Consider the following 23,822-nt stretch of genomic DNA (forward strand, 5'->3'; position numbering starts at 1 on the left):
ACTGCCCCGAAGCCAGGCGGCGGGGCGGCTGAACCGAGCGGTCGCCGCCGAGCCCGAGCGGCACGGCAGCTGAACCGAACGGCTGCCACCGAACCCAGGCAGCGCGGCAGCTGAACCGAGCGACTGCCCCGAAGCCAGGCGGCGGGGCGGCTGAACCGAGCGGTCGCCGCCGAGCCCGAGCGGCACGGCAGCTGAACCGAACGGCTGCCACCGAACCCGGACAGCGCGGCGGCTGAGCCGAGCGACTGCCGCCGAACCCAGGCAGCGGGGCGCCTGAACCGAGTGATCGCCGCCGAGCCCAGGCAGCCCGGCAGATGAACCGAACGGCTGCCGCCGAACCCAGGCAGCGCGGCAGATGAACCGAACGGCTGCCGCCGAACCCGGGCAGCGTGGCAGATGAACCGAACGGCTGCCACCGAAGCCGGGCGGCACCGGCATGCTTGTCTGGCCTCCACGCCGGCGTAGTCATGCCTGCCGTGGTCTTCATGCCGGCGCAGTCATGCCTGCCGTGGTCTTCATGCCGGCGCAGTCATGCCTGCCGTGGTCTCCAGGGCGGTGGCGGGATCGGTGGCAGCCGGTGTCGTGTCAGTGGGGGGCGGTAGCGTGCGCGGGCATGACTGATGCCCATGCCGGCGCCGACGCCCGCCACCTGGACACCACCCGCGCCTTCTACGACGCCGTCGCCGAGGATTACGCCACGCTCTTCCGTGACTGGCTCGACGCCAAGCCGCTGGACCGGGCGCTGCTGGCCGGCTTCGCCGAACTGGTCGGGGACGGTGGGGAGGTGGCCGATGTCGGGTGCGGGCCGGGCCGGGGCACGGCGTATCTCGCCTCCCTCGGCCTGTCCGTCTTCGGGCTCGACCTGTCGGAGTCCATGCTCGGCATCGCCCGCCGCGAGCACCCCGGCCTCCGCTTCGTGCACGGCTCGATGCTGCGGCTGGACGTACCGGACGGAGCCCTCGCCGGCGTGGTCTCCCTGTACTCGACGATCCACCTCCCCGAAAGCGAACTACCCACCGCCTTCACGGAGTTCCGGCGCGTCCTGCAGCCCGGCGGTCATCTCCTGCTCGCCTTCCAGGTCGGGGACGAACCTCGGCGCCACGAGCGCCCCTTCGGCCACCCGGTCTCCCTGGACTTCCAGCGCCGCCGCCCGGAACGGATCGCCGCGCTGCTGGAGGCGGCCGGATTCAGGATCGTCCTGCACTCGGTGCGCGCGGCGGACGAGCAACTCGGTGACACCACCCCGCAGGCGTACCTGATCGCTCGTACGCCCCTGTAGAACCCGGGGTGGGTCGGCACCCGCTCAGGCTCCCCCGCTCATGGTCCGGACCTCGGCGGGGGCGGTGAGCGGGTTGCCGCCCTGGGCCCTGTGGAGATCGTCGTCGATGCGCCAGGCACAGTCAATCCTTGGATTCTGTGCTCAACACCCAAGTGTTAGCTTGGGTGTTGTGACTCTGGACGACCTGCGCGTGTTCGTGGCCGTGTGCCGGGCCGGCAGCCTCAGTGCGGTGGCGCGTGATCTGGCGTGCACGCAGTCGGCGGTGAGCCAGCATGTGAAGCGGCTGGAGCGGGAGACCGGCGTCAGCCTGCTGGAGCGGCAGCCGCGCGGGGTCGTGCCGACGCAGGCCGGCCGGCTGCTGGAGGCGGCGGCCTCGGAGGGCCTCGCCGGTCTGGATCTGGCGCTGCGCCGGCTGCGGGAGCTGGTGGACGGCGAGAGCGGCTCGGTACGGGTCGCCACGGGCGCGACGACCGTACGGCACTTCATGTCGGAGGCGGTCGTCTCCTTCCGGCAGCGTCACCCCGACGTCAGCCTGGAGTTCCGTACCGAGAGCTCCAGCCGGGGCTGTTTCGACGCGCTGGCCGACAGCAGGCTGGACCTCGCGTGGATCACCTTGGGCGGGCCCGTGCGGGGCATCGAACAGCGCCCCGTGCTGGACCTGCCGTGGGTGCTGGCGGTGCGGTCGGACGATCCGCTCGCCGCACGCCCGCACGTCGACCCCGGAGAGCTGCGCGACCTGCGCCTGATACGGCTGCCGCCCAACTCGACGTCCGCCGCCCATCTGGACACGGCCTGCGCGGAGGCCGGGGTCCGCTTCACCTTCGATACGAGCGTCGCCGACTGGGACACCGCGCTGCTGCTCGCCGAGCTGGGACTGGGCCGGGCGGTGGTGCCCGCGCTGCCGGGGCACTCCATACCGGGCGACGAGGGGCCCCTGCGCCTGGTCCCGATCCGCGCCCTGCGCCCGCTGTCGGTGGGCTGGGCGGTCCGCCGCTGGGACTCCCTCACCCCCTTGGCGCGCGCCTTCGCCGACACGGTGGTGGACAGCTGCCGCCGCAACGCCCCCACGCCCACTGCCTGATCAGGCTCCTGCCTGTCCCCCGTACAGCGCCTCCACCTCCGCCGCGAAGTCCTTCAGGATCACATCCCTGCGCAGCTTCATCGACGGCGTCAGATGGCCCGCCTCCTCCGTGAAGTCCGCGGGCAGGATCATGAAGCGGCGGATGGACTCGGGCCGGGAGAGCGTCTTGTTCGCCTCGTCCAGGGCGCGTTGCAGGACGGCGTGCAACTCCTCGTCGTCGGTGAGGAGTTCCGGTGGGACGGGATGCTTGCCGTTCATGCGGCGCCAGTGGGTGATGCCGTCGGGGTCGAGGGTGATCAGCGCCGACACGTAGGGGCGGCCGTCGCCCACGAGCATGCACTGGGAGATCAGCGGGTGGGAGCGCAGCCAGTTCTCCAGCGGGGCCGGGGCGACGCTCTTGCCGCCCGCCGTGATCAGCATTTCCTTCTTGCGGCCGGTGATGGTCAGGTATCCCTCGTCGTCCAGTTCGCCGATGTCGCCGGTCGCGAGCCAGCCGTCGGGGGCGGCCGGGACGACGCCGCCGGCCTGCGCATCCCAGTAGCCGCGCAGCACATGGTCGCCGGAGATCAGGATCTCCCCGTCGGCCGCGATCCGCACCCGGGTGCCGGGCAGCGGCCAGCCCACCGTGCCGAGCTTGGGTTTGAGCGGAGGCGTGACGGTGGACGCGCCCGTCGTCTCGGTCAGGCCGTAGCCCTCGAAGATCTCGATGCCGGCGCCGGCGAAGAACGCGGCGAGCGGCCGGCCGAGCGGGGAGCCGCCGCAGATGGCGTAGCGGACGCGGCCTCCCATGGCGTTGCGGATACGGCGGTAGACCAGCGGGTCGTACAGGGCGCGGGCCGCCTTCAGGGAGCGGCCGGGGCCGGGCCCGGTGCCGGTCTGCCGCGCCTCGAGGGCTTCGCCGTAGCGGCGGGCCACCGCCGCCGCGCGGTCGAAGGTGGAGACGCGTCCGCCCGCCTCCGCCTTGGCGCGGGCGCTGTTGAAGACCTTCTCCAGCATGTAGGGGATGGTCAGCAGACAGGTGGGGCGGAAGCTGCCCAGGTCGGGCAGCAGGTCCTCCGCCTTCAGGCTGGGCGCGTGCCCGAGCCGTACCCGGGCCCGCACGCAGGCGACGGCGACCATCCGGCCGAAGACGTGGGACATCGGCAGGAAGAGCAGCACGGAGGCCTCTTCGCTGGTCCGCGCCTTGAAGATCGGGTACAGCAGTTCGATGGCGTTGTCGACCTCGGCGAAGAAGTTGCCGTGGGTGAGGGCGCAGCCCTTGGGGCGTCCGGTGGTGCCCGAGGTGTAGATCAGGGTGGCGAGGGTGTCGGGGACCGACATGCCCCGGCGCACCTCCACCTCCGCGTCGGGTACGTGCGCTCCCGCCTCCGCCAGCCGCTGGACGTGGTCCTTCTCCACGACCCACACGTGCCGCAGGTCGGGCAGCCGTCCCAGTTCGGGGCCGAGGGCGGCGGCCTGTCCCGCGGTCTCCGTGATCAGGGCGGCCGCGCCCGAGTCGTGCAGGATCCAGCAGGCCTGGTAGACGGAGGAGGTCGGGTAGACGGGGACGGTGACCAGTCCGGCCGCCCAGGCGGCGAAGTCGATCAGGGTCCACTCGTAGATCGTGCGGGCCATGACGGCGACCCGGTCGCCCGGCATCAGCCCTTCGGCGATCAGTCCCTTCGCGACCGCCTGCACCTGCTCGGCGAACTCGGCGGCCGTGACGTCGGCCCAGCCGCCGTCCCCCGCCTTGCGGCTGAGGACCACGGAGTGCGGGGCCGCGTGCGCGTTGTCGAAGGGCAGGTCGGCGAGCGAACCGTGCCGCACCGGCTTGGCGAACGGCGGTACGGCGGCTTCCCGCACGGCGCCGTCCAGCCGCCGGATCTCGGGCTCGACCAGCACGGGCGCGCCGTACTCGTCACCGGTGGCGGAGGAATACGCAGTGGACACGGGGCGGCTCCTGGGGCGTGCGGCCATGCGGCCGGCTGCCATGAGGTACGGGCCTCGCAGGTGGAGGCACTCACCGGCGGCACCCCGGGGAAAGGGGTTACCACCGGTTCGGTCTGGGGATCGTACGGCCCTCTCATGGGGGGTTTGTGCGGGTCCGGGGATGATCCGGAGCCGGGCGTGTGCAACGTCGGCGGTTATGTGAGGGCCACTCAGCTTCTGTGCGAGGGGCGTTCACGGGCACGGGTGCGGGCCGTCACGCCCGCTCCAGGATCGCGGTCACGCCCTGGCCGCCCGCCGCGCACACGGAGATCAACCCCCGGGCGGGCGCGTCCCGTTCGGCGAGCAGCTTCGCCAGGGTGGCGACGATACGGGCGCCGGTGGCGGCGAAGGGGTGCCCCGTCGCCAGCGACGAGCCCGCCACGTTCAGCCGCGCACGGTCCACCGGTGCCAGGCCGCGCTTCTCCCAGGCGGCCAGCGTGGCGAGCACCTGCGAGGCGAACGCCTCGTGCACCTCGACGAGATCGAAGTCCTCCATGCCCAGCCCGGCGCGCTCCAGCATGCGCGGCACCGCGTACGCCGGTGCCATCAGCAGCCCGTCCTCGCCGCCCGCGACATCGCCCGCCACGAAGTCCACGGCGGCGGTCTCGTACGCGGTCAGGTGGGCCAGCGGCTCCAGCCCCCGCTCCTCGGCCCACTCCTCGCTCGCGAGCAGCACCACGGCGGCACCGTCCGTCAGCGGGGTCGAGTTGCCCGCCGTCATGGTCGGTTCGGGGCCGTCCAGCCCGAACACCGGCTTGAGCGCGGCGAGTTTCTCCACGGTCGACCCGGGGCGCAGGTTCTGGTCGCGGGCCAGACCACGGAAGGGCACCACCAGGTCCTGGAAGAAGCCGCGTTCGTACGCCGCCGCCAGCCGCTGGTGGCTGGTCGCCGCCAGTTCGTCCTGGGCCTCGCGGCCGATTCCCCAGGCGCGTGCGGTGACGGCCGCGTGCTCCCCCATGGACAGCCCGGTGCGGGGTTCGGCGTTGCGCGGGATGTCGGGCACGAGGTGGCCCGGCCGCACCTTGGCCAGGGCCTTCACCCGGGCGCCCAGGGACTTGGCGCGACGCGCCTCCAGCAGCACCTTGCGCAGCGTGTCGTTGACGCCGAGGGGCGCGTCGCTCGCGGTGTCCGCGCCGCCCGCGATCGCGGACCGGGTCTGGCCGAGGGCGATCTTGTTGGCGGCGGCGACGACGGCCTGGAGGCCGGTGCCGCAGGCCTGCTGGATGTCGTACGCGGGCGTGCGGGCGTCCAGCGCGGAGCCGAGGACGGTCTCCCGGGCGAGGTTGAAGTCCCGGCTGTGCTTGAGCACGGCCCCGGCGACGAACTCGCCGACCGCGCCCGGCTCGTGCAGTCCGTACCGCTCGACGAGGCCGTCCAGGGCGGCGGTGAGCATCTCCTGGTTGGAGGCGGTGGCGTACGGGCCGTCGGAGCGGGCGAAGGGGATGCGGCTGCCGCCGATGATCGCGACGCGTCGCACGGCCGTCGGTTCCAGGGGGCTCATCTCGACCTGCTCCTCACCGGTGACATAGGCTTACCTCCGGTAACCTTACTCCAGAGTAAGCACAGAAGTGAGCCCCTCACACCCTGCTGGGAGTCGCACATGGCCGACCGCTATCTGAGCTTCACCGGCACCGCGCCCGGCCGCTTCCTCACCCGCCGCCTGGGCCTGCCCCAGCCCGCGGCGCTGAGGCGCTTCTCGCCCGAGCGGCCGGACCTGGACGGCGGCCTGCTGCACCTCACCGCGGGCACCTCCGGCCTCGACCTCGCGCCGGTCCTCGCCCGCACGGGCCTCACCGCCGACGACGGCCACCCGGCGGCGGTCGTCCTGGACGCCACCGGTGTCCGGGACGTGGAGGGCCTCGCCGATGTGCACGCGGCCCTGCATCCCGTGGTCCGCTCGGTCGCCGCGAGCGGCCGCGTCGTGGTCCTCGGCGCCCCCCTCGACCCGGCCGACCACCACCAGGCCGCGGCCCAGCAGGCGTTGGAGGGTTTCACCCGCTCCCTCGGCAAGGAGATCGGCCGGGGCAGGACCGTCAACCTGGTCCGCCTCACCGACGCCACCGCCGCCGAGTCCACCCTCCGCTTCCTCCTCTCCCCCAGGTCCGCCTACGTCAGCGGCCAGGTGATCGAGGTCGGCGCCCAGGACGTCACCGCCCCCGGGGACTGGACCCGTCCCCTCACCGGCCGCACCGCGCTGGTCACCGGCGCGGCGCGCGGCATCGGCGAGGCGGTCGCCGAGACGCTGGCCCGGGACGGCGCGAAGGTGGTCGTCCTCGACGTGCCGCAGGCCGAGGCGGACGCCCGCCGTGTCGCCGCCCGGATCGGCGGCACGGCCCTCCCCCTCGACATCACCGCCGCCGACGCGGGCGCGCGCATCGCCGAGGCCCTCCCGGGCGGCCTCGACGTCCTCGTCCACAACGCCGGCATCACCCGTGACCGGCGCCTGGCCAACATGCCCGCCGAGCGCTGGGCCCCGGTCCTGGAGGTGAACCTGGCGAGCGTGCTGCGCACGACCGACGCGCTCCTGGCCGCCGGGACCCTCAGGCAGGGCGGCCGTATCGTCGCCACGGCCTCCATCGCGGGCATCGCCGGGAACGCCGGCCAGACGAACTACGGCGCGAGCAAGGCGGGCATCACCGGCCTGGTCCGCTCCCTCGCGCCCCGTGCGCTCGCCGAACACGGGGTCACGGTGAACGCGGTGGCGCCCGGCTTCATCGAGACGAGGATGACGGCGGCCGTCCCGTTGCTGATCCGTGAGGCGGGGCGCCGTATGAACTCCCTGGCGCAGGGCGGCCTGCCGGTGGACGTCGCCGAGACCACGGCCTGGCTCGCCCACCCGGCCTCCGGCGCGGTCAACGGCCAGGTCGTGCGGGTCTGCGGCCAGAGCCTGCTGGGGGCGTGAGCATGACCGAGCCCGAGGTCGTCCTCTCCGGCCGCCCCTCCCTCGCACCCCTCCTCACCCGGGGCGCCCTTCTCTCCCCCTTCAAACGCCCCCGCCCCGACGCGCCGTTCCCGCGCACCCGCCTGGTGCTCCCCGGCCTGCGGGTCGACCTGGCCCGCCTGGCGGCGTACGAGAGGGTGTGCGGCTTCCCCACCGGCGAGGACGCGCTGCCGGTGACGTATCCGCACGTCCTGGGCTTCCCGCTGGCCATGCGCCTGATGAGCGACCGAGGCTTCCCGCTGCCGCTGCTGGGCCTGGTCCACACGTCGATCCGCATCACGCGTCACCGCACGCTCCCGGCGACGGGAGAGTACGAACTCCGCGTGTACGTCGACGGCCTGGCACCCCATCGACGCGGCACCCAGGCGGCGGTGGTCACCGAACTGCGCACGGAGGGCGCCGTCGTCTGGGAGTCCCGCAGCACCTATCTGGCCCGCCATCGCGGCACCGGCCACCCGCCCGAGGAACGCAGGAGCCCCGAGCCGCTCCCCGCCCTCTCGCAGTGGCGTCTGCCCGCCGACCTGGGCCGCCGCTACGGCGCCGCGTCCGGCGACCGCAACCCGATCCATCTGCACCCGCTCACCGCCCGTCTCTTCGGCTTCCCGCGCGCCATCGCGCACGGCATGTGGACGGTGGCCCGCTGCCTGGCCGCGCACGGGGTGCCCGAGGCGGCGACGGTGCGGGCGGAGTTCAGGGCGCCGGTGCTGCTGCCGGGGTCGGTGACGTACGCGGCGCGGGACGGCCGGTTCGAGCTACGCGGACCGGACGGCGGGAGACTTCACGTGACCGGTGAGGTGCTCGCGTCCTGAGCCGGGTCCTCGTCCTCCGGCGGCGCCCACCGGCGGCCGGCCATGAGATCGCCGAGGCCGGCCCAGGCGAAGTTCATCAGGGTGGCCGCGGCCTGGCGGGCGGTGACGCCGGGGGTGGAGTTGGCCCAGTCGGCCAGCGACTCGGCGGCGCCGACGAGCGCCTCGGCGAGCCCGGAGACCTCGGCCGCCGGGAGGTCCGGGTCACGGTGGGCGTCGCGGGCGGCGGCGAGGATCAGCTGCGTCACGAACGCCACGATCTCCGCGCGCATCGCGGCGACCTCACCGGCGAAGACCTCGCCGTGCGTGCGGGCCTGCAGATGCAGGACGGCCCAGCCGTCCGGGTGGCGGGCGGTGTGCGTGAAGAACGCGGTCAGGCCGGACCAGAGTTGCCGGTCGGCCGGCAGGTCCGGCCGGGCGCCGGCCCGCACGGCCTCGGTGAGGGCCTTGGCCTCACGGCGGATGCACGCGCTGAACAGGTCTTCCTTCGAGTTCAGGTACAGGTAGACCAACGGCTTGGACACACCCGCCAGTTCGGCGATCTCATCCATCGACGCGGCCATGTAGCCCCGCTGGCCGAAGGTCTGTACGGCGGCGTCCAGCATCTGCTGTTCCCGCACCGCACGCGGCATCCGCTTGGTCTTCACGGCTGGCATGAGGATTAGCGTACGGGGCGCCGGAGGCCCCGGGCGCCGCCGTCGCTCCTGCCGCCGCTGCCGGGGTCCGGGTACACCACACCGCCGGCCTCGGACCGAGACCGGCGGTGCCGCGTGTGCGGGGGCAGGCGTCACGCCGTGGCCGGGACCGGCTCCCTGTCCTGGACCGGCGCCTCGTCCACCGGGGACGCGTGGACCGAGTCGTAGGCGTCGCGGTCCAGGAGCTTCTCGCGGGCCGAGACGATGACCGGGACCAGGGCCTGGCCGGCGACGTTGGTGGCGGTGCGGATCATGTCGAGGATGGGGTCGATGGCCAGCAGCAGGCCCACGCCCTCCATCGGCAGACCCAGCGTGGACAGGGTCAGCGTCAGCATCACCGTCGCGCCGGTCAGACCGGCCGTCGCGGCGGAGCCGACCACCGACACGAACGCGATCAGCAGGTAGTCGCCGATGCCCAGCTGGATGTCGAAGATCTGGGCGACGAAGATCGCGGCGATCGCCGGGTAGATGGCCGCGCAGCCGTCCATCTTCGTCGTCGCGCCGAACGGCACCGCGAAGGAGGCGTACTCCTTCGGCACTCCCAGCCGCTCCGTGACCTTCTGCGTCAGCGGCATGGTGCCCACCGACGACCGCGACACGAACGCCAGCTGGATCGCGGGCCAGGCGCCCTTGAAGAACTGCACCGGGTTGACCTTGGCCACGCCGGCGAGCAGCGCCGGGTAGACGCCGAAGAGGACGATGAGGCAGCCGACGTAGATGTCGGCGGTGAAGGTCGCGTACTTGCCGATCAGGTCCCAGCCGTACGTGGCGATCGCGTTGCCGATCAGACCCACGGTGCCGAGCGGCGCGAGCCGGATGACCCACCACAGGGCCTTCTGCAGCAGCTCGAGCACGGACTCGCTCAGCGTGAGGATCGGCTGCGCCTTCTCACCGAGCTGGAGCGCGGCGATGCCGGCGACGGCGGCCATGAAGACGATCTGGAGCACGTTCAGCTCGGTGAACGGCGTGATGACGTCGGTCGGGACGATGCCGGTGAGGAAGTCGATCCAGGAGCCGGTCTTGTCCGGCGCGGCGCCGTCCGCCGGGGTGAGGCCGGTGCCGGAGCCCGGGTTGGTGATCAGGCCGATGCCCAGGCCGATCGCCACCGCGATCAGCGAGGTGATCATGAACCAGAGGAGGGTGCGCGACGCCAGCCGGGCCGCGTTGTTGACCTTCCGCAGATTGGTGATCGACACCAGGATCGCGAAGAAGACCAGCGGGGCGACGGCCAGCTTCAGCAGGCCGATGAAGGTGCCGCCGACCTTCTCCAGGGTCGTGACCAGCCAGGACACGTCCTGGCTGCGGGCGAGCCAGCCGAGCAGGACGCCCAGGACGAGACCGGCGAGTATCTGGGCCCAGAAGGGTGCCCGGAAGGGCAGCGAGAAGGACTTCGTGTTCGTGGACACGGACATGCTCCGTTAAGGGGACGCGTGAGAAATGTGACGTGGTGGTCCTGCGGCGCGGCGAGGGGCGGTGGTGTCGCCCGAGGCGTCAGGGACGACAGCTCGCGGAGGCGACCCGGCAGAGGTCCACGTGCAGGCGCGCCACGAGCGGAACACTCCGGGGCGTGGGGAACACGGCTGCTGACTTCACCCGGAGACCTTAACACTTCAACTTTGAGAACCTCAAAGCCTTACTTTGGCAGGCGCGAGGCGGAAAGTGCCCACACATCACAAAGCGCCCCGGTTTCCGGTGATTCCGGAGACCGGGGCGCTGTGAACGCGTGAGGCCGCTGTGACGGACCTTACGAAGCCGTCCCCTGCGCGCGAGCGGCGTCGTCGACGTCGTCCTCCTGCTTGCGGTTGGCCTCCAGGTTCGCCTTCACCCGGTCCACCCGCTGCACGATCCGCTCGGAGGCGCGGTCCCGCTCCTTGCGCAGCACGACGAAGCTGATCGGGGCCGAGATCAGCAGCGCGAGCAGCACGACCCACAGGCCGTTGGAGTCGCCGAGGCCGCGCGGGGCGAGGCCGGAGTAGACGAGACCCCAGACCACCACGAGGCAGCCCGCGAAGATCCCGAGGCGCATCAGCGTGTAGCGGAGCATCTCAATCCACTCTTCCGTTTCTGGCACAAAGAGGCACCGTCCAGTGAAGCATGCCGGGACGCTGATCTTTCAGGGGGGTGCGAAGGAGCCCCCGGGCCTCAGCTCAGCGGCAGCAGCAGCACGACGTCGTCCCGGTCGTCGCCCGGCGCCACGCGGATCGCGTCCGGGACGCGGCCGACCTCCTTGTAGCCGCAGGAGGCGTAGAAGCGCTCCAGGCCGAGGCCCCCGCGACAGGTGAGCCGGATCGCCTCGATGCCGTCCATGCCGCGAGCGGCGCCCTCGGCCGCCGCGAGGAGGTCACGCCCGTAGCCCTTGCCCTGGTGCCGGGGGTGGACCATCACCGTGTAGAGCCAGATCCAGTGGGTCATCAGCCGGTGGGTGTTGCGCGTGAGGAACGCCGTGGCGGCCACCCGCCCCTCCTCGTCGTGCCCGACGAGCAGCCGGGACCGCTCCTCCGCCATCGCCGCGAACTGCCGCATCAGCTCGGGGCGGATCTCCTCCCGGCCGACGGGCGGCACGAACCCGACAGCACCTCCGGCGTTGCTGACGTCGGCCCACAGATCGAGGATGCCGTCGCGGAGGTCAGGAGTCACTGCGGGATCGAGCGTGAAGGTAAGAGGCATGCAGGCACAGTAACCCTTACCCAAGGGCCTCCGCAGCCACTTTCAGGTCCGCGACCAGTCCCTCGTACGCCGCCTTCCGCTCCTTGTCGTCCCGCGCCCGCAGGACCGACGAGGGGTGGACCGTGGCCAGCAGCTTCTCCGGACGGCCATGGATCTCGCGCTCCAGCAGCGCCCCGCGCACCTCCCCGACCCGGAACGACGAGCCGAGCAGCGCCTTGCCCGCGCTCGCGCCGAGGACCACGATCAGCTCCGGTTCCACGACGGCCAGCTCGGCGGCCAGCCAGGGGCCGCACGCGGTCATCTCCCGCAGCGACGGCGCCTTGTGGATGCGGCGCTTGCGGGGTTCGGCCTGGGTGAACTTGAAGTGCTTCACGGCGTTGGTGACGTACGCGTCCGCCGGGTCGAGGCCGGCTTCTTCCAGCGCCCGGTCTAGCAGCTTCCCCGCGGGGCCGACGAAGGGTTTCCCCTGCCGGTCCTCCTGATCGCCGGGCTGCTCTCCCACGAGCATGACGCGGGCGTCTTTGCCGCCGACGCCGAAGACGGTCTGCGTGGCGTCCCGGTGCAGAGGGCAGCCGCGGCAGGTGGCTGCCGCCTGGCGCAGGGCGGGGAGGGTGAGCCGCTCCGGGAGGAAGGGTTCGGCCGTGTAGGCGTCTTCGGGGGCTCGGGTGGTGGACATGGGGCCCGGGTACCCGCCGTACGGATGCGGACCCCTGCCGGCTGCGGGCGCGTGGGGGTTGCTCGCGCAGTTCCCCGCGCCCCTGAAGGTGGGTTCAGCCGACCAACCTGAAGGGGCGCGGGGAACTGCGCGACCAGCCACAACGGACCCGCAGCCGCCGAACGACCGAAGCCGCCCACCCCTCAAGCGCCCCTCAGACCCTCATCGGCTGAGGCGACTCCCGGCGCGCCGGATCCGGCCCCTCGTACTCCCGGATGATCTCGTACCGCGTGTTCCGCTCCACCGGCCGGAAGCCGGCGTCCCGGATCAGATCCAGCAGATCCTCGCGGGTCAGCTTGCTCGGCGTCCCGTAGTTGTCCGCGTCATGCGTGATCTTGTACTCGACGACCGACCCGTCCATGTCGTCCGCCCCGTGCTGCAACGCCAGCTGCGCCGTCTGCACCCCGTGCATCACCCAGAACACCTTGACGTGCGGCACGTTGTCGAACAGCAGCCGCGACACCGCGAACGTCTTCAGCGCCTCCGCCCCCGTCGCCATCTGCGTCCGCGCCTGGAGCCGGTTCCTGACCTTGCCGTCCTTCATGTCCACGAAGTCGTGCTGGTAGCGCAGCGGGATGAAGACCTGGAAGCCGCCGGTCTCGTCCTGGAGCTCACGCAGCCGCAGCACGTGGTCCACCCGGTGGCGCGGCTCCTCGATGTGGCCGTACAGCATGGTGCACGGGGTCCTCAGACCCTTCTCGTGGGCCAGCCGGTGGATCCGGGACCAGTCCTCCCAGTGGGTGCGGTGGTCCACGATGTGCTGCCGGACCTCCCAGTCGAAGATCTCCGCGCCACCACCGGTGAGCGATTCCAGCCCCGCGTCGATCAGTTCGTCGAGGATCTCGGACGCGCTCAGCCCGGAGATCGTCTCGAAGTGATGGATCTCCGTCGCCGTGAACGCCTTCAGCGACACGTTCGGCAGCGCGGCCTTCAGTTCCCTCAGCGACCGCGGGTAGTAGCGCCACGGCAGGTTCGGGTGCAGCCCGTTGACGATGTGCAGCTCGGTGAGGTTCTCCGACTCCATCTCCTTGGCGAGCTTCACCGCCTCCTCGATGCGCATCGTGTACGCGTCCTTCTCCCCCGGCTTGCGCTGGAAGGAGCAGTACGCACAGGAGGCGGTGCACACGTTCGTCATGTTGAGATGCCGGTTGACGTTGAAGTGCACGACGTCGCCGTTCAGCCGCGTCCGCACCTCGTGCGCCAGGCCGCCGAGCCAGGCCAGGTCGTCCGACTCGTACAGCGCGATGCCGTCCTCGCGGGTCAGCCGCTCACCGGAGCGGACCTTCTCCTCCAGCTCGCGCTTGAGCCCGACGTCCATGCCGATACCTCTTTCCGAGAAGTCCAAGAAGACAGACCCGACCCACCGTACGCTCCGGCTAGTGGACCTCTTCGGGCAGCTCACCCACCCGGTTCTCCCACTTCGTGGAGAGCACGATCGTCGTACGGGTCCGGGAGACGCCCTTCGTGCCGGACAGCCGGCGGATGATCTTCTCCAGGCCGTCCACGTCGGTCGCGCGCACCTTGAGCATGAAGGAGTCGTCGCCGGCGATGAACCAGCAGTCCTCGATCTCCTGCAGGTCCCTCAGCCGCTGCGCCACGTCCTCGTGGTCGGCGGCGTCGGACAGGGAGATGCCGATCAGGGCGGTGACGCCGAGACCGAGCGAGGCGGCGTCCACGGTGGCGCGGTACCCGGTGATGACACCGGCCGCCTCCAGCCGGTTGATGCGGTCGGTGACGCTGGGTCCCGACAGACCGACGAGGCGCCCCAGCTCCGCGTAGGAGGCCCGGCCGTTCTCCCTCAGGGCCTGGATGAGCTGCCTGTCCACCGCGTCCATGCGATCGAAGCCTTCCACTGAAGAGGTCTGAAGAGTGCGTGGGTCAGAAGTACGTGAGGGGTGCTCAGGTGGCCGTCCGGGTCGGGTCTGCGCCGCCGAGCTCCCCCTGCCAGCGGCGGTAGAGCCGGTGTTCGACGCCCGCGGCGTCGAGTACGCGTCCGGCGACGAAGTCCACCAGGTCCTGGATGTGCGTCGCGCCCGCGTAGAAGGCCGGTGAGGCGGGTACCACGGTCGCTCCCGCGTCGTCGAGGGCGACCAGGTGCCGCAGGGTCTGACCGTTCAGCGGGGTCTCCCGTACGGCCACGACCAGTGTGCGCCGCTCCTTGAGGGTGACGCTCGCCGCCCGCTGCAGCAGGTCCTTGGACAGCCCGAGCGCGACACCGGCCACACAGGCCGTGGAGGCGGGCACGATCAGCATGCCCTTGCTCGGATACGACCCCGAGGACGGCCCGGCCGCGAGGTCACCGGCGGCCCAGTACCGGACGGCGTCGATGTCCACGGTGAAGGTGCCGGGCTTGCCGTCGGCGCCCCGGGACAGCCAGGCCCGCAGGTCGTCCTGCCAGTGGGCGTCCCGGAAGGAGATCCGGGTCTCGTCGAGCAGGGTGAGCCGCGAGGCCCGGGACACGACCAGGTCGACGCTCTCGCCCGCGGCGAGCAGCGCACGCAGCACAGCGGCCGCATAAGGGGTGCCGGATGCGCCGGACACCCCTACGATCCAAGGCGTACGCGCCGTCTCTCCTGGCTTGACTGGGTTCACACCCCCGAGCCTATCCGGCCTCGCAGGGTGGGAACCGGTCAAGGGTGCCCGTGCGTTCCCCGGAGGGGACGAGTGATTGCGGGGGCTGCCGTGTCCGGTACGGAAGTGGAGTGGTCGCGCGGCCACCGCGCGCGGGTCGCGGCCGAGCTGATGCTGGGCTGGGTCGCGCTGCTGTGGCTGCTGGAAGTGGTGGACGTGGCCACCGGCCACGCGCTCGACGACTTCGGGATCGTCCCGCGGGACCCCGGGGAGCTGACGGACGTCGTCCCGGCCGCTTTCGTGCACTTCGGCTTCGCCCATGTCGCCGCGAACAGCGTGCCCTTGCTGGTCCTCGGCTTCCTCGCGGCGCTGGGCGGTCTGCGCCGGTTCGCCGCGGTGTGCGCGCTGATCGTCGTGGCGGACGGACTGGGTGTGTGGCTGCTGTCCCCGGAGCACAGCAACACGGCGGGCGCCTCCGGACTGGTCTTCGGCCTGTTCGGCTTCCTGCTGGTCAGCGGCTTCGTCGAGCGCCGGCCCGTCGGCGTGCTGGTCGCCGTCCTGATCGCCGCCGTCTGGGGCGGCTCCATCCTCGCGGGCATCGCGCCCACCCAGACCGGGGTGAGCTGGCAGGGCCATCTGGTCGGGCTGATATCGGGCGTGGCGGCGGCGTTCTGCTTCCGCCGCCGGCCGGCCCGCCCGCCCACACCGGTGCTCTGACAGACGCCCGGCGCTTCAGGACCGGTCAGAGGTCTTCGGGTCCACGGGAAGGCGGCTCGTGTCGATGGTCAGCTTGCCGAGCGGCGAGTCGACGATCAGCTCCGGCCCGTAGGCGAAGGTGTCCCGCCCCCGGTATCCGTCCGGGCCGGGATTCCACAGGGTGACCACATGGCCCTGAAGCGGGTCGACGATCAGGTAGTTGGCGATGCCGCGGGAGGCGTACCAGCGGGGCTTCACCTCGTAGTCGCGGCGGATGCTGCTGGGCGAGACGACCTCAGCGACGAACTCGATCAGGTCCGGCTCGTACTCGCTACGATTCTCGGCTTCCGCCGCGGCGGGAATGACCGCCAGGTCAGGGCAGAACTCGTTGTCGTCGTCGAACGGAAAGGCCACATCCGTGACGAGAGCCCAACCCTGAGGCAACTGCCGCTCCACGTCCTCCCACAGACGCGCGATCGACCTCCCGTGGAACGGCCTGACCGGGTTCATCACGATGCTGCCCTCGACAATCTCCGTCACATAGCCGGGGAACAGGTCCTCCAGCTTGCTGAGCTGCGAGCGCAGGCGGTCGATGCCCGAGACGGTCATACTGGCCTCCCTGGGGTCCTGCCCTCGATGGTAGGCCGCACACCGTCGGAAGCGTGCGGTCGTGGCTCCCCCGTCTTCATCCTCAGCGCCGCACTCGCCAGGCGATCCGCAGCGTGTCGCTCAGCGAGCGGGCCAGTTCCGTCACGAGATGACGCAGCTCCTCGGGTCCCGCCTCGCCCACCAGCTCACGGGCGTGTCCCAGCAGGGTCTGCGCCATGTCCAGCTGAACCCGCTCGGCCGCGTCGGCCCGGCGCGACACGGGACCGGGCCGGTCCGGATCGGCGATCACATACGCCGCTCGCCCGTCGACAGCGGGCCAGGGAAGCGGCCGAGGCTCGTGCGACCCGTCGCTGGTCATGCGACCTCGATTCCGTGGATCACGTACGGGCCGGGCCCGTCCAGTCCGAGCACCGCCAACTCCAGCTCCCGCCGCCGGGCCGCTCGTTCGGCGGCGACGACGTAGGGACGTACGGAACGGTTCGCCTCTCCGGCGAGACGCTCCACGTGACGGGCAGGGTGGTGCGGGCGGAGACGGGGAGAGACTGGCCGGGCGTGGAACGGGGGCGTTGCAAGCCGAGCGGGTTTCGGTGCGCGCAGCGCCGTACGGCCCAGGCTGAGCAGTAGAGCGATTGAGGCGAGTAAGAGGGCGGCGCACGAGAGGAGAGGAGGGATAGGGTCGGACATGCGTCAGCTCCTATGCAGCTGGTGCCGTGCCCCGGGGCGAGTGCCATCGCCGCCGGGGTTTCTTACGTCACGCTAGCAGGACCGTGCTAGGCATGCTAGGCATTTAGCGGCTCGCACAGACGTCTTAGCACACCGCACCATGGGCGGGTGATGGAGTTCGAGCCCGACATCCCCCGCTGGCGGCAGGTGGCCGCCGTCATCCGCAGCCGCATCGAAGACGGCACCTACGCGCCGCGTACGCGCGTCCCCTCGGTCATCCAGATCATCGCCGAGTTCGGTGTCGCATCGGCGACAGCACAGAAGGTGAACCAGAACCTGAAGAAGGAAGGTCTCATCTACACCGAACCCGGTCTGGGCTCCTTCGTCTCCCCCAACGCGGCCGCTGCGCTGAAGAACGCCCGAGCAGAATCTGAGGACACGGGCTGACACATACTGGCCGACATCTGTCCGGGCGGCATGGCCAGCCGCAGCCACGCGGTAAAGGCGACTTCGTAGGGGGCTCCGGCCGCCCGGCACCGCTCACGATCGCTCGTCCAGGACTCCGGCAGGCGCAGGCCGTAGCCAGCCGTCCCACAGTGGTGGTGGGCGACCCCCACGGACCTGCCCACTCTTGATCACCTGCGTGTCGTCCAGCGCCGCGTCCTGATCCCCAGCTCCTGTACCACGTACGCTGGCACCTCGGCCAGCAGCGCATCCACACTCCAGGACACCTCGCCAAGGAACTTCTGGTCCGGTGTGGGGTGACATGCCTAAGCCCGCCGCTTGGCAGGGCGAGAGGGGTTTGTCAGCGGCACCGAGGTCCCCACGGGGTTCGCTCACCTCGGTGCCCGCGACTATGACGCGGCCACCGGCCGGTTCATCAGCGTCGACCCCGTGGGCGACCTTACGGATCCGCAGCAAATCAACGGCTACGCCTACAGCAACAACAACCCTGTCACCTTCACTGACCCGGACGGCAAGTTCTGGGTCTCGCTGATCAAGCTCGTCAAGGCGGTCATCAAGGTTGTGACTGCCTACACCAGCCGCGCCAGCGGCGGCGGCATGTCCGCATGGGCAGCGGAAACCACGGCAACGGTGATGGCGGACTCGGGGAAAGTACCTGCGGCAGTGGCTATCCCGCCTCTGCGTGAGTCTTGCATCAGCTTCCGCTTCACAGCGTTCACACGGACCACACAGCTATCGCACGAGAAACAAGGCGTTCCGGTTAGAGCCCACTTCCAGCCAACTATCGCTGTACTGGAGAAGGGGCCCTTGCGGCAGCTGTTTATGCCGTGCCTACAGTGATCGCCTTCCAGTCGGGGACAGGGACGGGGACCTCAGGCCACCCCACCTTTCCGGCCGGACTGCACGACCACTGCGGGGGAATGTTTCACGCACAACGCCGTACGTCATGTCCCCCGCCCGCCAAATCCACGGGAAGTGGGAGAAAACGGTGATGGCAGGTGTGTCGAGGATGGCAAGGGTGCTCGTCTGTCTCCTCATATCGTGGAGCCTGTTGCTGACTGGAGCGGCTAACGCGCTCTCCACGAAGGCTCCCAAATCAGAGGCAAGCGCTGCAGGTCAGGGCGACAAGGGCCCGAAGCCGGCCACGCCCCAGGTAGGCATGAACCTCAAAGAACGCAGAGCACAGGTTGCCCGCGATTTGAGAACCACAAAAGTAAAAGCCGACGAAGAGGAATTTCGCAAGAGAAGATCGAGTCCGAAGACGCCAACTGCGGCCGCGGTGGTCCCATACCGCATCGAAGTAGATTCCAGCAAGCTGGTTGATGCTTCAGGAAATCAGATAGCACACATGCGGTACCAACGCGGACAGTATGAAGTTTCCGGTGGGTACATACCGAAGCCGGGAGATGTATTTACATACACCGCAGAGGTTTACTACAACTGGGAGGGATCTGAAAAAGCGGAACTCGAGGAAAAAGGACCCCAATCCATTGTAGTCAGGCCTGAAGTTCTATGCCACGGTAGCCAGGAGGGAACGTGGCTCGGTGATCCAATCACTGTAACGGCCCCGTCATGGATTCATTCAGAGCGATGGGGCTGGGAAGGAAGCCCCTTTGAACCTGAAAAGTTCCCTGGGGCCACGGTCTCCTTCACCTATAAATACGACGGCCAAGTATGTATCGACGGTGCAAAATCGGGCGGCTCGAGGCCTACTGAATTTCATGTATCAATCCTAGATAGGTTTACCGATGGGAACTGGCCTCTTTACTCGTGGAACATATGGGCTGGCCGCGGCTGGGGACTCTCAGGCATCCCTGAGAATCAAACGTATGGCTCTATATGTGACAGTAACTCGGCCGTCGCGGCCCACTGTCAGGAATTCCGAGGAAACGGCGTAAATACCGCCACTGGAGCTTTCAGTCAAACATACTCGGATGCCACATTATCTGGCGCAGTCCCGATTGATATCACTCGAAGTTACGCATCAAACAAGAGAACGCCCAGCTCACTGGCTGCGGACAATGCAACTGGAGTCTTCGGAGAGGGCTGGACGGCGCCATGGGATGCAAGACTCGAGAAAAAGAGCAACGGTGACGTTGTTTTTTATGCCGAGGACGGCTCCCAATACCCATATGTGAAGAATGGAGACCGCTATGAGGCTCCGGCCGTCGCACATTCCGAACTGACTGCCACGGCCGACGGGTATCAGCTAAAGACACCTCAGGGGAGGGTGACCTACTTCGATCAGGAAGGACGTCTGGCCAAAAGTGCGGACAAGCAAGGGCGCGTCGTCCTCTACGACCGCAACGCCGCGGGCTTCGTATCGTCCCTGACATCGCCATCGGGCCAGAAAGCCGAGTTGACCTATACCGACTCCAAGGTGGCGAGTATCGCTCTGTCGGACGGCAGAAGAGTCTCCTACGGGTACACCGACGGCAGGCTCTCACAGGTCACCCATCCAGACGGCAACCGAGTCAGCTACAAGTACAACGCTGGCGGGCGGATCACCGAAGTCATTGACCAGCGGGGAAACGCCGCAGTGACGAACGTGTACGACGATATGGGAAGGGTCAAGGAGCAGGCAGACGCACTCGGCAATAAGACACAATTCGCTTACAGGGGCGGAGAGACGGATGTCACCTCCCCAAATGGCGGCGTCTGGACGGACGTCTATGAGCAGAACGTTCTCCTCGCCCAGTACGACCCGTTCGGAAACAAAACCACTTACGGATATACCTATAGGCTGGACCCTGTAGAGGTGACCGACGCTCTGGGGAACAAGGTAAACCGAGAGGTCGACGGCGCGGGACGCCTAGAGAAGATAAGGACTGCACTGTCGAGCCGATCGTGGACCTACGACGCGTCCGGAAACGTATCCCTCTTCACCAACGGGAACACCAAGAGGTCCTCCTACTCCTACGACGCCAAGAGTCAGCTCAGTACGGCCACAAATGCTCTCGGCAAGAAAGTCACATTCACGTACACCGATCGAGGGCAGCTTGAGACGGTCACAGATCCGCGTGGGAAACTCACAACGTACGGGTATGACGCGGTCGGCAACCGGACATCACAGATGTTTGCCGACGGGACCCGCTGGACCTGGGGCTTTGACGCTGCGGGCCGTGTGGCCAGTTCGACTGACCCGCGGGGCAATGCGCCAGGCGCTGACCCGGCGGGTTTCACGACCAACTTCACATATGACGACGCTGGCCGTCTCACCTCGACAAAGGACACGAACGGGAACACGGCCCGTAATGAGTACGACGCCGCGGGGAATCTGATCTCGGTTACGGACGCCGCAGGCAAGGTCACCAGATTCGCCTACGACGCTGCGAACCAGCTGACCGAAGTGAAGGACGCCGCAGGCCACGTGTCGAAGATGACGTACGACGTCATGGGCAACGTGGCCTCGCGCACCGACGCATCGGGCGCGAAGACGACCTACACCTATGACAAGGCCAGCCGCCTCCTCACAATGACGCCCCCCAGGGGCAACGTCACGGGCGCAGATGCCGCCAAGTACACCTGGAAGTACGGCTACGACAAGGTCGGCAACCAGATCACTGTGACCGACCCAGCGGGCAACACCACGAAGACGGACTACGACGCGGAGTACCGCCCGATCGCCATCACGGACGGGCTCGGGATGGTCCGCAAGACCGGGTACGACCGCGAGGGAAACGTCACCAAGACGACTGACGCCCTGGGCAAGTCCACCTCCCACACCTATGACGCCAACAACCAGCTGCTAACGACCGTCGACCGTGGCGGCAAGACGGTCACCTACAGCTACGACGACGCTGGCAACCTCTCCTCCGAGATCTCACCGCTGGGCAACAAGACCACATACGCCTACGACGACAACGGGCGCCTGACCACGACGGTGGAGCCACGCGGCAACATCTCCGGCGCCGATCCCGCGCAGTACACGTGGAGCAGGGCCTACGATGCGGCCGGCAACGTCCTAACCCAGACTGATCCCTACGGGAAAATAACCTTCACCAACGCCTACGACGGTGACGGCCGCCTTGTCGAACGGACTGATGCACTGGGAAAGAAGACTGCCTACGAGCACGACGTGCTGGGGCGTCTGATCAAGGTCACTGCCCCGGACGGCGGCATCACCAACCTCAGTTACGACGCGCTGGGCAACCTGACTTCCCGGAAGGATGCCAACGGCCACACCACCACCTACGGCTACGACGGCGCAGGCCGCCTGACCAAGATCACCGACCCGCTGGGCCGCGCTACCTCCTACGCGTACGACGCCGACGGCAACCGGACCACCATTACCAACGCCCGCGGACAGAAGGTCACCAACACCTACGACGCCCGCAATCTGCTGACCGCCGCCACCTTCTCCGACGGCTCCCCCACCGTCAACTACACCTATGACGCAGCCGGTCAGCCCAAGACGATCAAGGACGGGACCGGCACCCGCACCGTCACCTACGACCATGAGGGACGCCCGCTGACCATCACCTCTCCGGGCGCGACCAACCCGTTCACCTACACCTACAACGACAACGGCTCGATCAAGAGCCGCACCTACCCCGACGGTCGGGCCATCACCTACGCCTACGACAGTGACGGCCACATGCTCAGCCAGACCGCCGGCGGAAAGACAAGCAACTACACCTGGGACGCAGCAGGCAACCTCACCTCCGTCAAACTGCCCACCACCACCGCCGTCACCGAAGCCCGTACTTACGACCGAGCCGGCCGACTGGCCTCGGTCTCCCAGGGCACCGGCGCCCGGCACTTCGAGCGCGACGCCGCGGGCCGCGTCATCAAGGACTACTTCAAGGACGCCACCACCACCGCCCTCGCCGACCGCTACGCCTACGACGCCGCGGGGCGGATGACCCGCGCATGCACTGACACTGCCGCCACCATCTCCTGCCTGAGCGGCAACAGCGGCAGCACGTATGCCTACGACAAGGTCGGCAACCTCACTACCTCATCCACCGCCAGCAGCACCCGCACCAACACCTACGACGCAGCCGACCAGCTCACCAAGCGCGTCGAGGGCACCACCACCGTCGACTTCACCTTCGACGCCGACGGCAACCGCACCAAAGACGCGGCCGGCACCTACGCCTACGACCCGCTGGGACGAGTGAAGTCCTCCACCATCGGCACCGACACCTACACCTTCGTCAATGACGCTGACGGCAACCGCACTATCACCAACAAGAACGGCGCCCTGTCCCGCACCTCCCGCTGGGACGTAGTTAACCCTCTGGCGCAGATTGCTACCGACACCGACAGCACGGGCGCCCTGATCGCCGACTACCAGTACAACCCTGAAGGCATCGCCGAATCCCAGAACCGCAGCTCCGGCACCTTCTTCATGCGCCACGACCGGCAAAACTCGATCAGCGCGGTCTACGACGCAGCCGGCAAGGAAAACTACACCTACTCCTACAGCGCCTGGGGGGTCCCCACCGGGAAGGCCAGCATTACCGATGGCCAGACCAGCATCTTCGGCTACACCGGCCAGTACAAGGACCCCGTGCTGTCCGGCCGCCTGTACCTGCGTGAACGCAGCTACGACCCCAGCAATAGGCGCTTCACCACACCCGACCCCGAACACCCTGCCAACGACAGCCCCAACCAGTCCCCATACGTCTACGCCAACAACGACCCCCTCAACCAGTCCGACCCCTCCGGTCGCTGCCCCATGTGCATCAGCGCCGGCATCGGAGCCGTCATCGGCGGCGCCATCGAAGGAGGCACCTACGGCTGGCAGCACCGCAATGGCGGCTTCAGCTGGGGCGGCTTTGGTAAGGCAGTCGGGAAGGGGGCCATCACCGGTGGCATCGGTGGGGTTCTGATGCCAGGCGCGGGCAACGTCGCCGCCCGCTCTCTCGGCCTCACCGGAGGCCGCGCCCTGGCCACCTCCACAGCGGTCAACGCCGCCGTGGGTGCTGGCTACGCGTACACCGTCAACACAGCATTCTGCCGCCCTACCACCGCGGGAGACCTGTTGCTCGGCGCGGTCGGCGGCGGGAGCAGCAGCCTCGTCGGCCCGGCATTCAGCTGGCTGAAGGGCAAGTCCTTCCGGGCTTCACCACAGAAGTACGGTCCGGGAGCCGCACACGCAGATGACCCTGCGTTCCGCGGCGGGGGTACCTTCTCCCTGGCCTCCATTCCGGAGGAGCCCGGCTTCAACTACCTCTACCGAGGAGTGTCCGTAGAGAGTCCAGCTTTCGACAACGCTACGCGAGGCATTGCAATTCCGCGTGGCGGCTCCGCCAGCATGAGGGCTCACCACGACGGTAATACCGATAGCCCCTACACGTCCTGGACGACGTCAAAGCAGACAGCCCTGCAGTACGCGCGCGGTGCTGCTGAAGGGCGAAGCGATTTGCCTGGAGTAATTCTTCAGGCGAAGCTCCCTCTAGGGCAACCGGTGTACCCGTCGTTCATGATCAGTGATGAGCTATGGGAGGGCAACGAGAACCTCGTGGAAGGTATAGTGCAAGGGGCGAAGGTATACTTCGTGCCCGCGCCATGAACTCCTGATCTCGAAGGTGGCCGCCGAATAAGCTCCGGCGGCCACCTTCGCCCCTCTTCACGAACAGAAGGTGAATGATGCCCTCCGCTAATGAGCTCAACACGATTCCCGCCGACCGCATAGCGGCTCTGTGCGCAGAACTCGCT

General features: G+C 68.9%; 22 protein-coding genes and 1 pseudogene. 9 read left to right on the forward strand and 14 right to left on the reverse strand.

The window, feature by feature from the left end; all coding sequences use genetic code 11:
- Window positions 1-613 precede the first annotated feature (613 nt).
- Window positions 614-1,279 (forward strand): class I SAM-dependent methyltransferase, encoded by a 666-nt coding sequence (locus AB0412_RS18690; RefSeq protein ID WP_366403658.1) that lies wholly within the window; start codon window positions 614-616, stop codon window positions 1,277-1,279.
- 169 nt (window positions 1,280-1,448) lie between these two features.
- A complete protein-coding gene (locus AB0412_RS18695; protein ID WP_366403659.1) occupies window positions 1,449-2,360 on the forward strand; it encodes a LysR family transcriptional regulator in 912 nt (303 codons plus the stop codon).
- Here AB0412_RS18695 and AB0412_RS18700 read toward each other — a convergent pair whose 3' ends face one another.
- Both AB0412_RS18700 and AB0412_RS18705 read right to left on the reverse strand, forming a co-directional pair.
- Window positions 2,361-4,289, reverse strand: a complete 1,929-nt coding sequence (locus AB0412_RS18700; protein ID WP_366403660.1) for a long-chain fatty acid--CoA ligase — start codon at window positions 4,287-4,289, stop codon at window positions 2,361-2,363.
- A 253-nt stretch (window positions 4,290-4,542) separates the two neighbouring features.
- Window positions 4,543-5,829: an acetyl-CoA C-acetyltransferase gene (locus AB0412_RS18705; RefSeq protein WP_366403661.1), complete on the reverse strand. Its 1,287-nt coding sequence runs from the start codon at window positions 5,827-5,829 to the stop codon at window positions 4,543-4,545.
- Window positions 5,830-5,928: 99 nt separating this feature from the next.
- Between AB0412_RS18705 and AB0412_RS18710 the strand changes: the two genes are divergently transcribed.
- On the forward strand, window positions 5,929-7,230 hold the full coding sequence (locus AB0412_RS18710) for a 3-oxoacyl-ACP reductase (protein WP_366403662.1): 1,302 nt from the start codon (window positions 5,929-5,931) through the stop codon (window positions 7,228-7,230).
- A gap of 2 nt (window positions 7,231-7,232) precedes the next feature.
- A complete protein-coding gene (locus AB0412_RS18715; RefSeq protein ID WP_366403663.1) occupies window positions 7,233-8,078 on the forward strand; it encodes a MaoC/PaaZ C-terminal domain-containing protein in 846 nt (281 codons plus the stop codon).
- On the opposite strand, the gene AB0412_RS18720 is transcribed toward AB0412_RS18715, so the two are convergent.
- The 9 genes from AB0412_RS18720 to AB0412_RS18760 all read right to left on the reverse strand — a co-directional run bounded on the left by AB0412_RS18720 (window position 8,048) and on the right by AB0412_RS18760 (window position 14,744).
- Complete coding sequence (locus AB0412_RS18720) at window positions 8,048-8,731, reverse strand: TetR/AcrR family transcriptional regulator (RefSeq protein WP_366403664.1); 684 nt, start codon at window positions 8,729-8,731, stop codon at window positions 8,048-8,050. The two genes, AB0412_RS18715 and AB0412_RS18720, sit on opposite strands and share 31 nt — an antisense overlap.
- 131 nt (window positions 8,732-8,862) lie before the next feature.
- Window positions 8,863-10,182, reverse strand: a complete 1,320-nt coding sequence (locus AB0412_RS18725; RefSeq protein WP_366403665.1) for a dicarboxylate/amino acid:cation symporter — start codon at window positions 10,180-10,182, stop codon at window positions 8,863-8,865.
- 79 nt (window positions 10,183-10,261) lie between these two features.
- On the reverse strand, window positions 10,262-10,363 hold the full coding sequence (locus tag AB0412_RS18730) for a putative leader peptide (protein WP_366403666.1): 102 nt from the start codon (window positions 10,361-10,363) through the stop codon (window positions 10,262-10,264).
- 151 nt (window positions 10,364-10,514) lie between these two features.
- On the reverse strand, window positions 10,515-10,814 hold the full coding sequence (locus AB0412_RS18735) for a DUF4229 domain-containing protein (protein WP_366403667.1): 300 nt from the start codon (window positions 10,812-10,814) through the stop codon (window positions 10,515-10,517).
- Between the two features lie 98 nt (window positions 10,815-10,912).
- Window positions 10,913-11,437, reverse strand: a complete 525-nt coding sequence (locus AB0412_RS18740) for a GNAT family N-acetyltransferase (RefSeq protein WP_366403668.1) — start codon at window positions 11,435-11,437, stop codon at window positions 10,913-10,915.
- A gap of 16 nt (window positions 11,438-11,453) precedes the next feature.
- Window positions 11,454-12,113 (reverse strand): UdgX family uracil-DNA binding protein, encoded by a 660-nt coding sequence (locus tag AB0412_RS18745; RefSeq protein WP_366403669.1) that lies wholly within the window; start codon window positions 12,111-12,113, stop codon window positions 11,454-11,456.
- 193 nt (window positions 12,114-12,306) lie between these two features.
- A complete protein-coding gene (mqnE, locus tag AB0412_RS18750) occupies window positions 12,307-13,470 on the reverse strand; it encodes an aminofutalosine synthase MqnE (RefSeq protein WP_366403670.1) in 1,164 nt (387 codons plus the stop codon).
- Between the two features lie 58 nt (window positions 13,471-13,528).
- Window positions 13,529-13,987 (reverse strand): Lrp/AsnC family transcriptional regulator, encoded by a 459-nt coding sequence (locus tag AB0412_RS18755; RefSeq protein ID WP_366403671.1) that lies wholly within the window; start codon window positions 13,985-13,987, stop codon window positions 13,529-13,531.
- Window positions 13,988-14,051: 64 nt separating this feature from the next.
- Entirely contained in the window at window positions 14,052-14,744 is a 693-nt protein-coding gene (locus AB0412_RS18760; RefSeq protein WP_366403672.1) for a UbiX family flavin prenyltransferase, read from the reverse strand.
- A gap of 150 nt (window positions 14,745-14,894) precedes the next feature.
- On the opposite strand from AB0412_RS18760, the gene AB0412_RS18765 reads away from it, so the two are divergent.
- Window positions 14,895-15,440, forward strand: coding sequence for a rhomboid family intramembrane serine protease (locus AB0412_RS18765; RefSeq protein ID WP_366403759.1), 546 nt, complete (start codon window positions 14,895-14,897; stop codon window positions 15,438-15,440).
- 15 nt (window positions 15,441-15,455) lie between these two features.
- Here the strand turns inward: AB0412_RS18765 and AB0412_RS18770 are convergent, their stop codons facing one another.
- The 3 genes from AB0412_RS18770 to AB0412_RS18780 form a co-directional block, all read right to left on the reverse strand.
- The gene (locus AB0412_RS18770) at window positions 15,456-16,028 is read right to left on the reverse strand and encodes a Uma2 family endonuclease (protein WP_366403673.1); all 573 of its coding nucleotides are present in this window, start codon (window positions 16,026-16,028) and stop codon (window positions 15,456-15,458) included.
- Between the two features lie 82 nt (window positions 16,029-16,110).
- Window positions 16,111-16,386 carry a hypothetical protein gene (locus AB0412_RS18775; protein ID WP_366403674.1) on the reverse strand — a complete coding sequence of 92 codons (276 nt, stop codon included), beginning with the start codon at window positions 16,384-16,386 and terminating at the stop codon, window positions 16,111-16,113.
- Entirely contained in the window at window positions 16,383-16,532 is a 150-nt protein-coding gene (locus AB0412_RS18780; protein WP_366403675.1) for a hypothetical protein, read from the reverse strand. Before AB0412_RS18780 ends, AB0412_RS18775 begins: the two co-directional genes overlap by 4 nt.
- 330 nt (window positions 16,533-16,862) lie before the next feature.
- On the opposite strand from AB0412_RS18780, the gene AB0412_RS18785 reads away from it, so the two are divergent.
- The 4 genes and pseudogenes from AB0412_RS18785 to AB0412_RS18800 all read left to right on the forward strand — a co-directional run bounded on the left by AB0412_RS18785 (window position 16,863) and on the right by AB0412_RS18800 (window position 23,676).
- The gene (locus AB0412_RS18785) at window positions 16,863-17,138 is read left to right on the forward strand and encodes a winged helix-turn-helix domain-containing protein (RefSeq protein ID WP_366403760.1); all 276 of its coding nucleotides are present in this window, start codon (window positions 16,863-16,865) and stop codon (window positions 17,136-17,138) included.
- Between the two features lie 336 nt (window positions 17,139-17,474).
- Window positions 17,475-17,996 (forward strand): RHS repeat-associated core domain-containing protein, encoded by a 522-nt coding sequence (locus AB0412_RS18790; RefSeq protein ID WP_366403676.1) that lies wholly within the window; start codon window positions 17,475-17,477, stop codon window positions 17,994-17,996.
- 508 nt (window positions 17,997-18,504) lie between these two features.
- Window positions 18,505-19,278, forward strand: a pseudogene (locus AB0412_RS18795) (DUF6531 domain-containing protein); the annotation flags it as partial.
- 108 nt (window positions 19,279-19,386) lie between these two features.
- The gene (locus AB0412_RS18800; RefSeq protein WP_366403761.1) at window positions 19,387-23,676 is read left to right on the forward strand and encodes an RHS repeat-associated core domain-containing protein; all 4,290 of its coding nucleotides are present in this window, start codon (window positions 19,387-19,389) and stop codon (window positions 23,674-23,676) included.
- Window positions 23,677-23,822: the final 146 nt, after the last annotated feature.

It is taken from the genome of Streptomyces sp. NPDC052012 (assembly GCF_040689265.1).
Lineage (GTDB): Bacteria > Actinomycetota > Actinomycetes > Streptomycetales > Streptomycetaceae > Streptomyces.

Coding starts and splice junctions, on each gene's coding strand:
- AB0412_RS18715 (WP_366403663.1), top strand. CDS start 7,233: ATGACCGAGCCCGAGGTCGTCCTCTCCGGCCGCCCCTCCCTCGCACCC.
- AB0412_RS18740 (WP_366403668.1), bottom strand. CDS start 11,437: ATGCCTCTTACCTTCACGCTCGATCCCGCAGTGACTCCTGACCTCCGC.
- mqnE (WP_366403670.1), bottom strand. CDS start 13,470: ATGGACGTCGGGCTCAAGCGCGAGCTGGAGGAGAAGGTCCGCTCCGGT.
- AB0412_RS18755 (WP_366403671.1), bottom strand. CDS start 13,987: ATGGACGCGGTGGACAGGCAGCTCATCCAGGCCCTGAGGGAGAACGGC.
- AB0412_RS18785 (WP_366403760.1), top strand. CDS start 16,863: ATGGAGTTCGAGCCCGACATCCCCCGCTGGCGGCAGGTGGCCGCCGTC.
- AB0412_RS18735 (WP_366403667.1), bottom strand. CDS start 10,814: ATGCTCCGCTACACGCTGATGCGCCTCGGGATCTTCGCGGGCTGCCTC.
- AB0412_RS18720 (WP_366403664.1), bottom strand. CDS start 8,731: ATGCCAGCCGTGAAGACCAAGCGGATGCCGCGTGCGGTGCGGGAACAG.
- AB0412_RS18775 (WP_366403674.1), bottom strand. CDS start 16,386: ATGACCAGCGACGGGTCGCACGAGCCTCGGCCGCTTCCCTGGCCCGCT.
- AB0412_RS18690 (WP_366403658.1), top strand. CDS start 614: ATGACTGATGCCCATGCCGGCGCCGACGCCCGCCACCTGGACACCACC.
- AB0412_RS18725 (WP_366403665.1), bottom strand. CDS start 10,182: ATGTCCGTGTCCACGAACACGAAGTCCTTCTCGCTGCCCTTCCGGGCA.
- AB0412_RS18745 (WP_366403669.1), bottom strand. CDS start 12,113: ATGTCCACCACCCGAGCCCCCGAAGACGCCTACACGGCCGAACCCTTC.
- AB0412_RS18765 (WP_366403759.1), top strand. CDS start 14,895: ATGCTGGGCTGGGTCGCGCTGCTGTGGCTGCTGGAAGTGGTGGACGTG.
- AB0412_RS18705 (WP_366403661.1), bottom strand. CDS start 5,829: ATGAGCCCCCTGGAACCGACGGCCGTGCGACGCGTCGCGATCATCGGC.
- AB0412_RS18770 (WP_366403673.1), bottom strand. CDS start 16,028: ATGACCGTCTCGGGCATCGACCGCCTGCGCTCGCAGCTCAGCAAGCTG.
- AB0412_RS18710 (WP_366403662.1), top strand. CDS start 5,929: ATGGCCGACCGCTATCTGAGCTTCACCGGCACCGCGCCCGGCCGCTTC.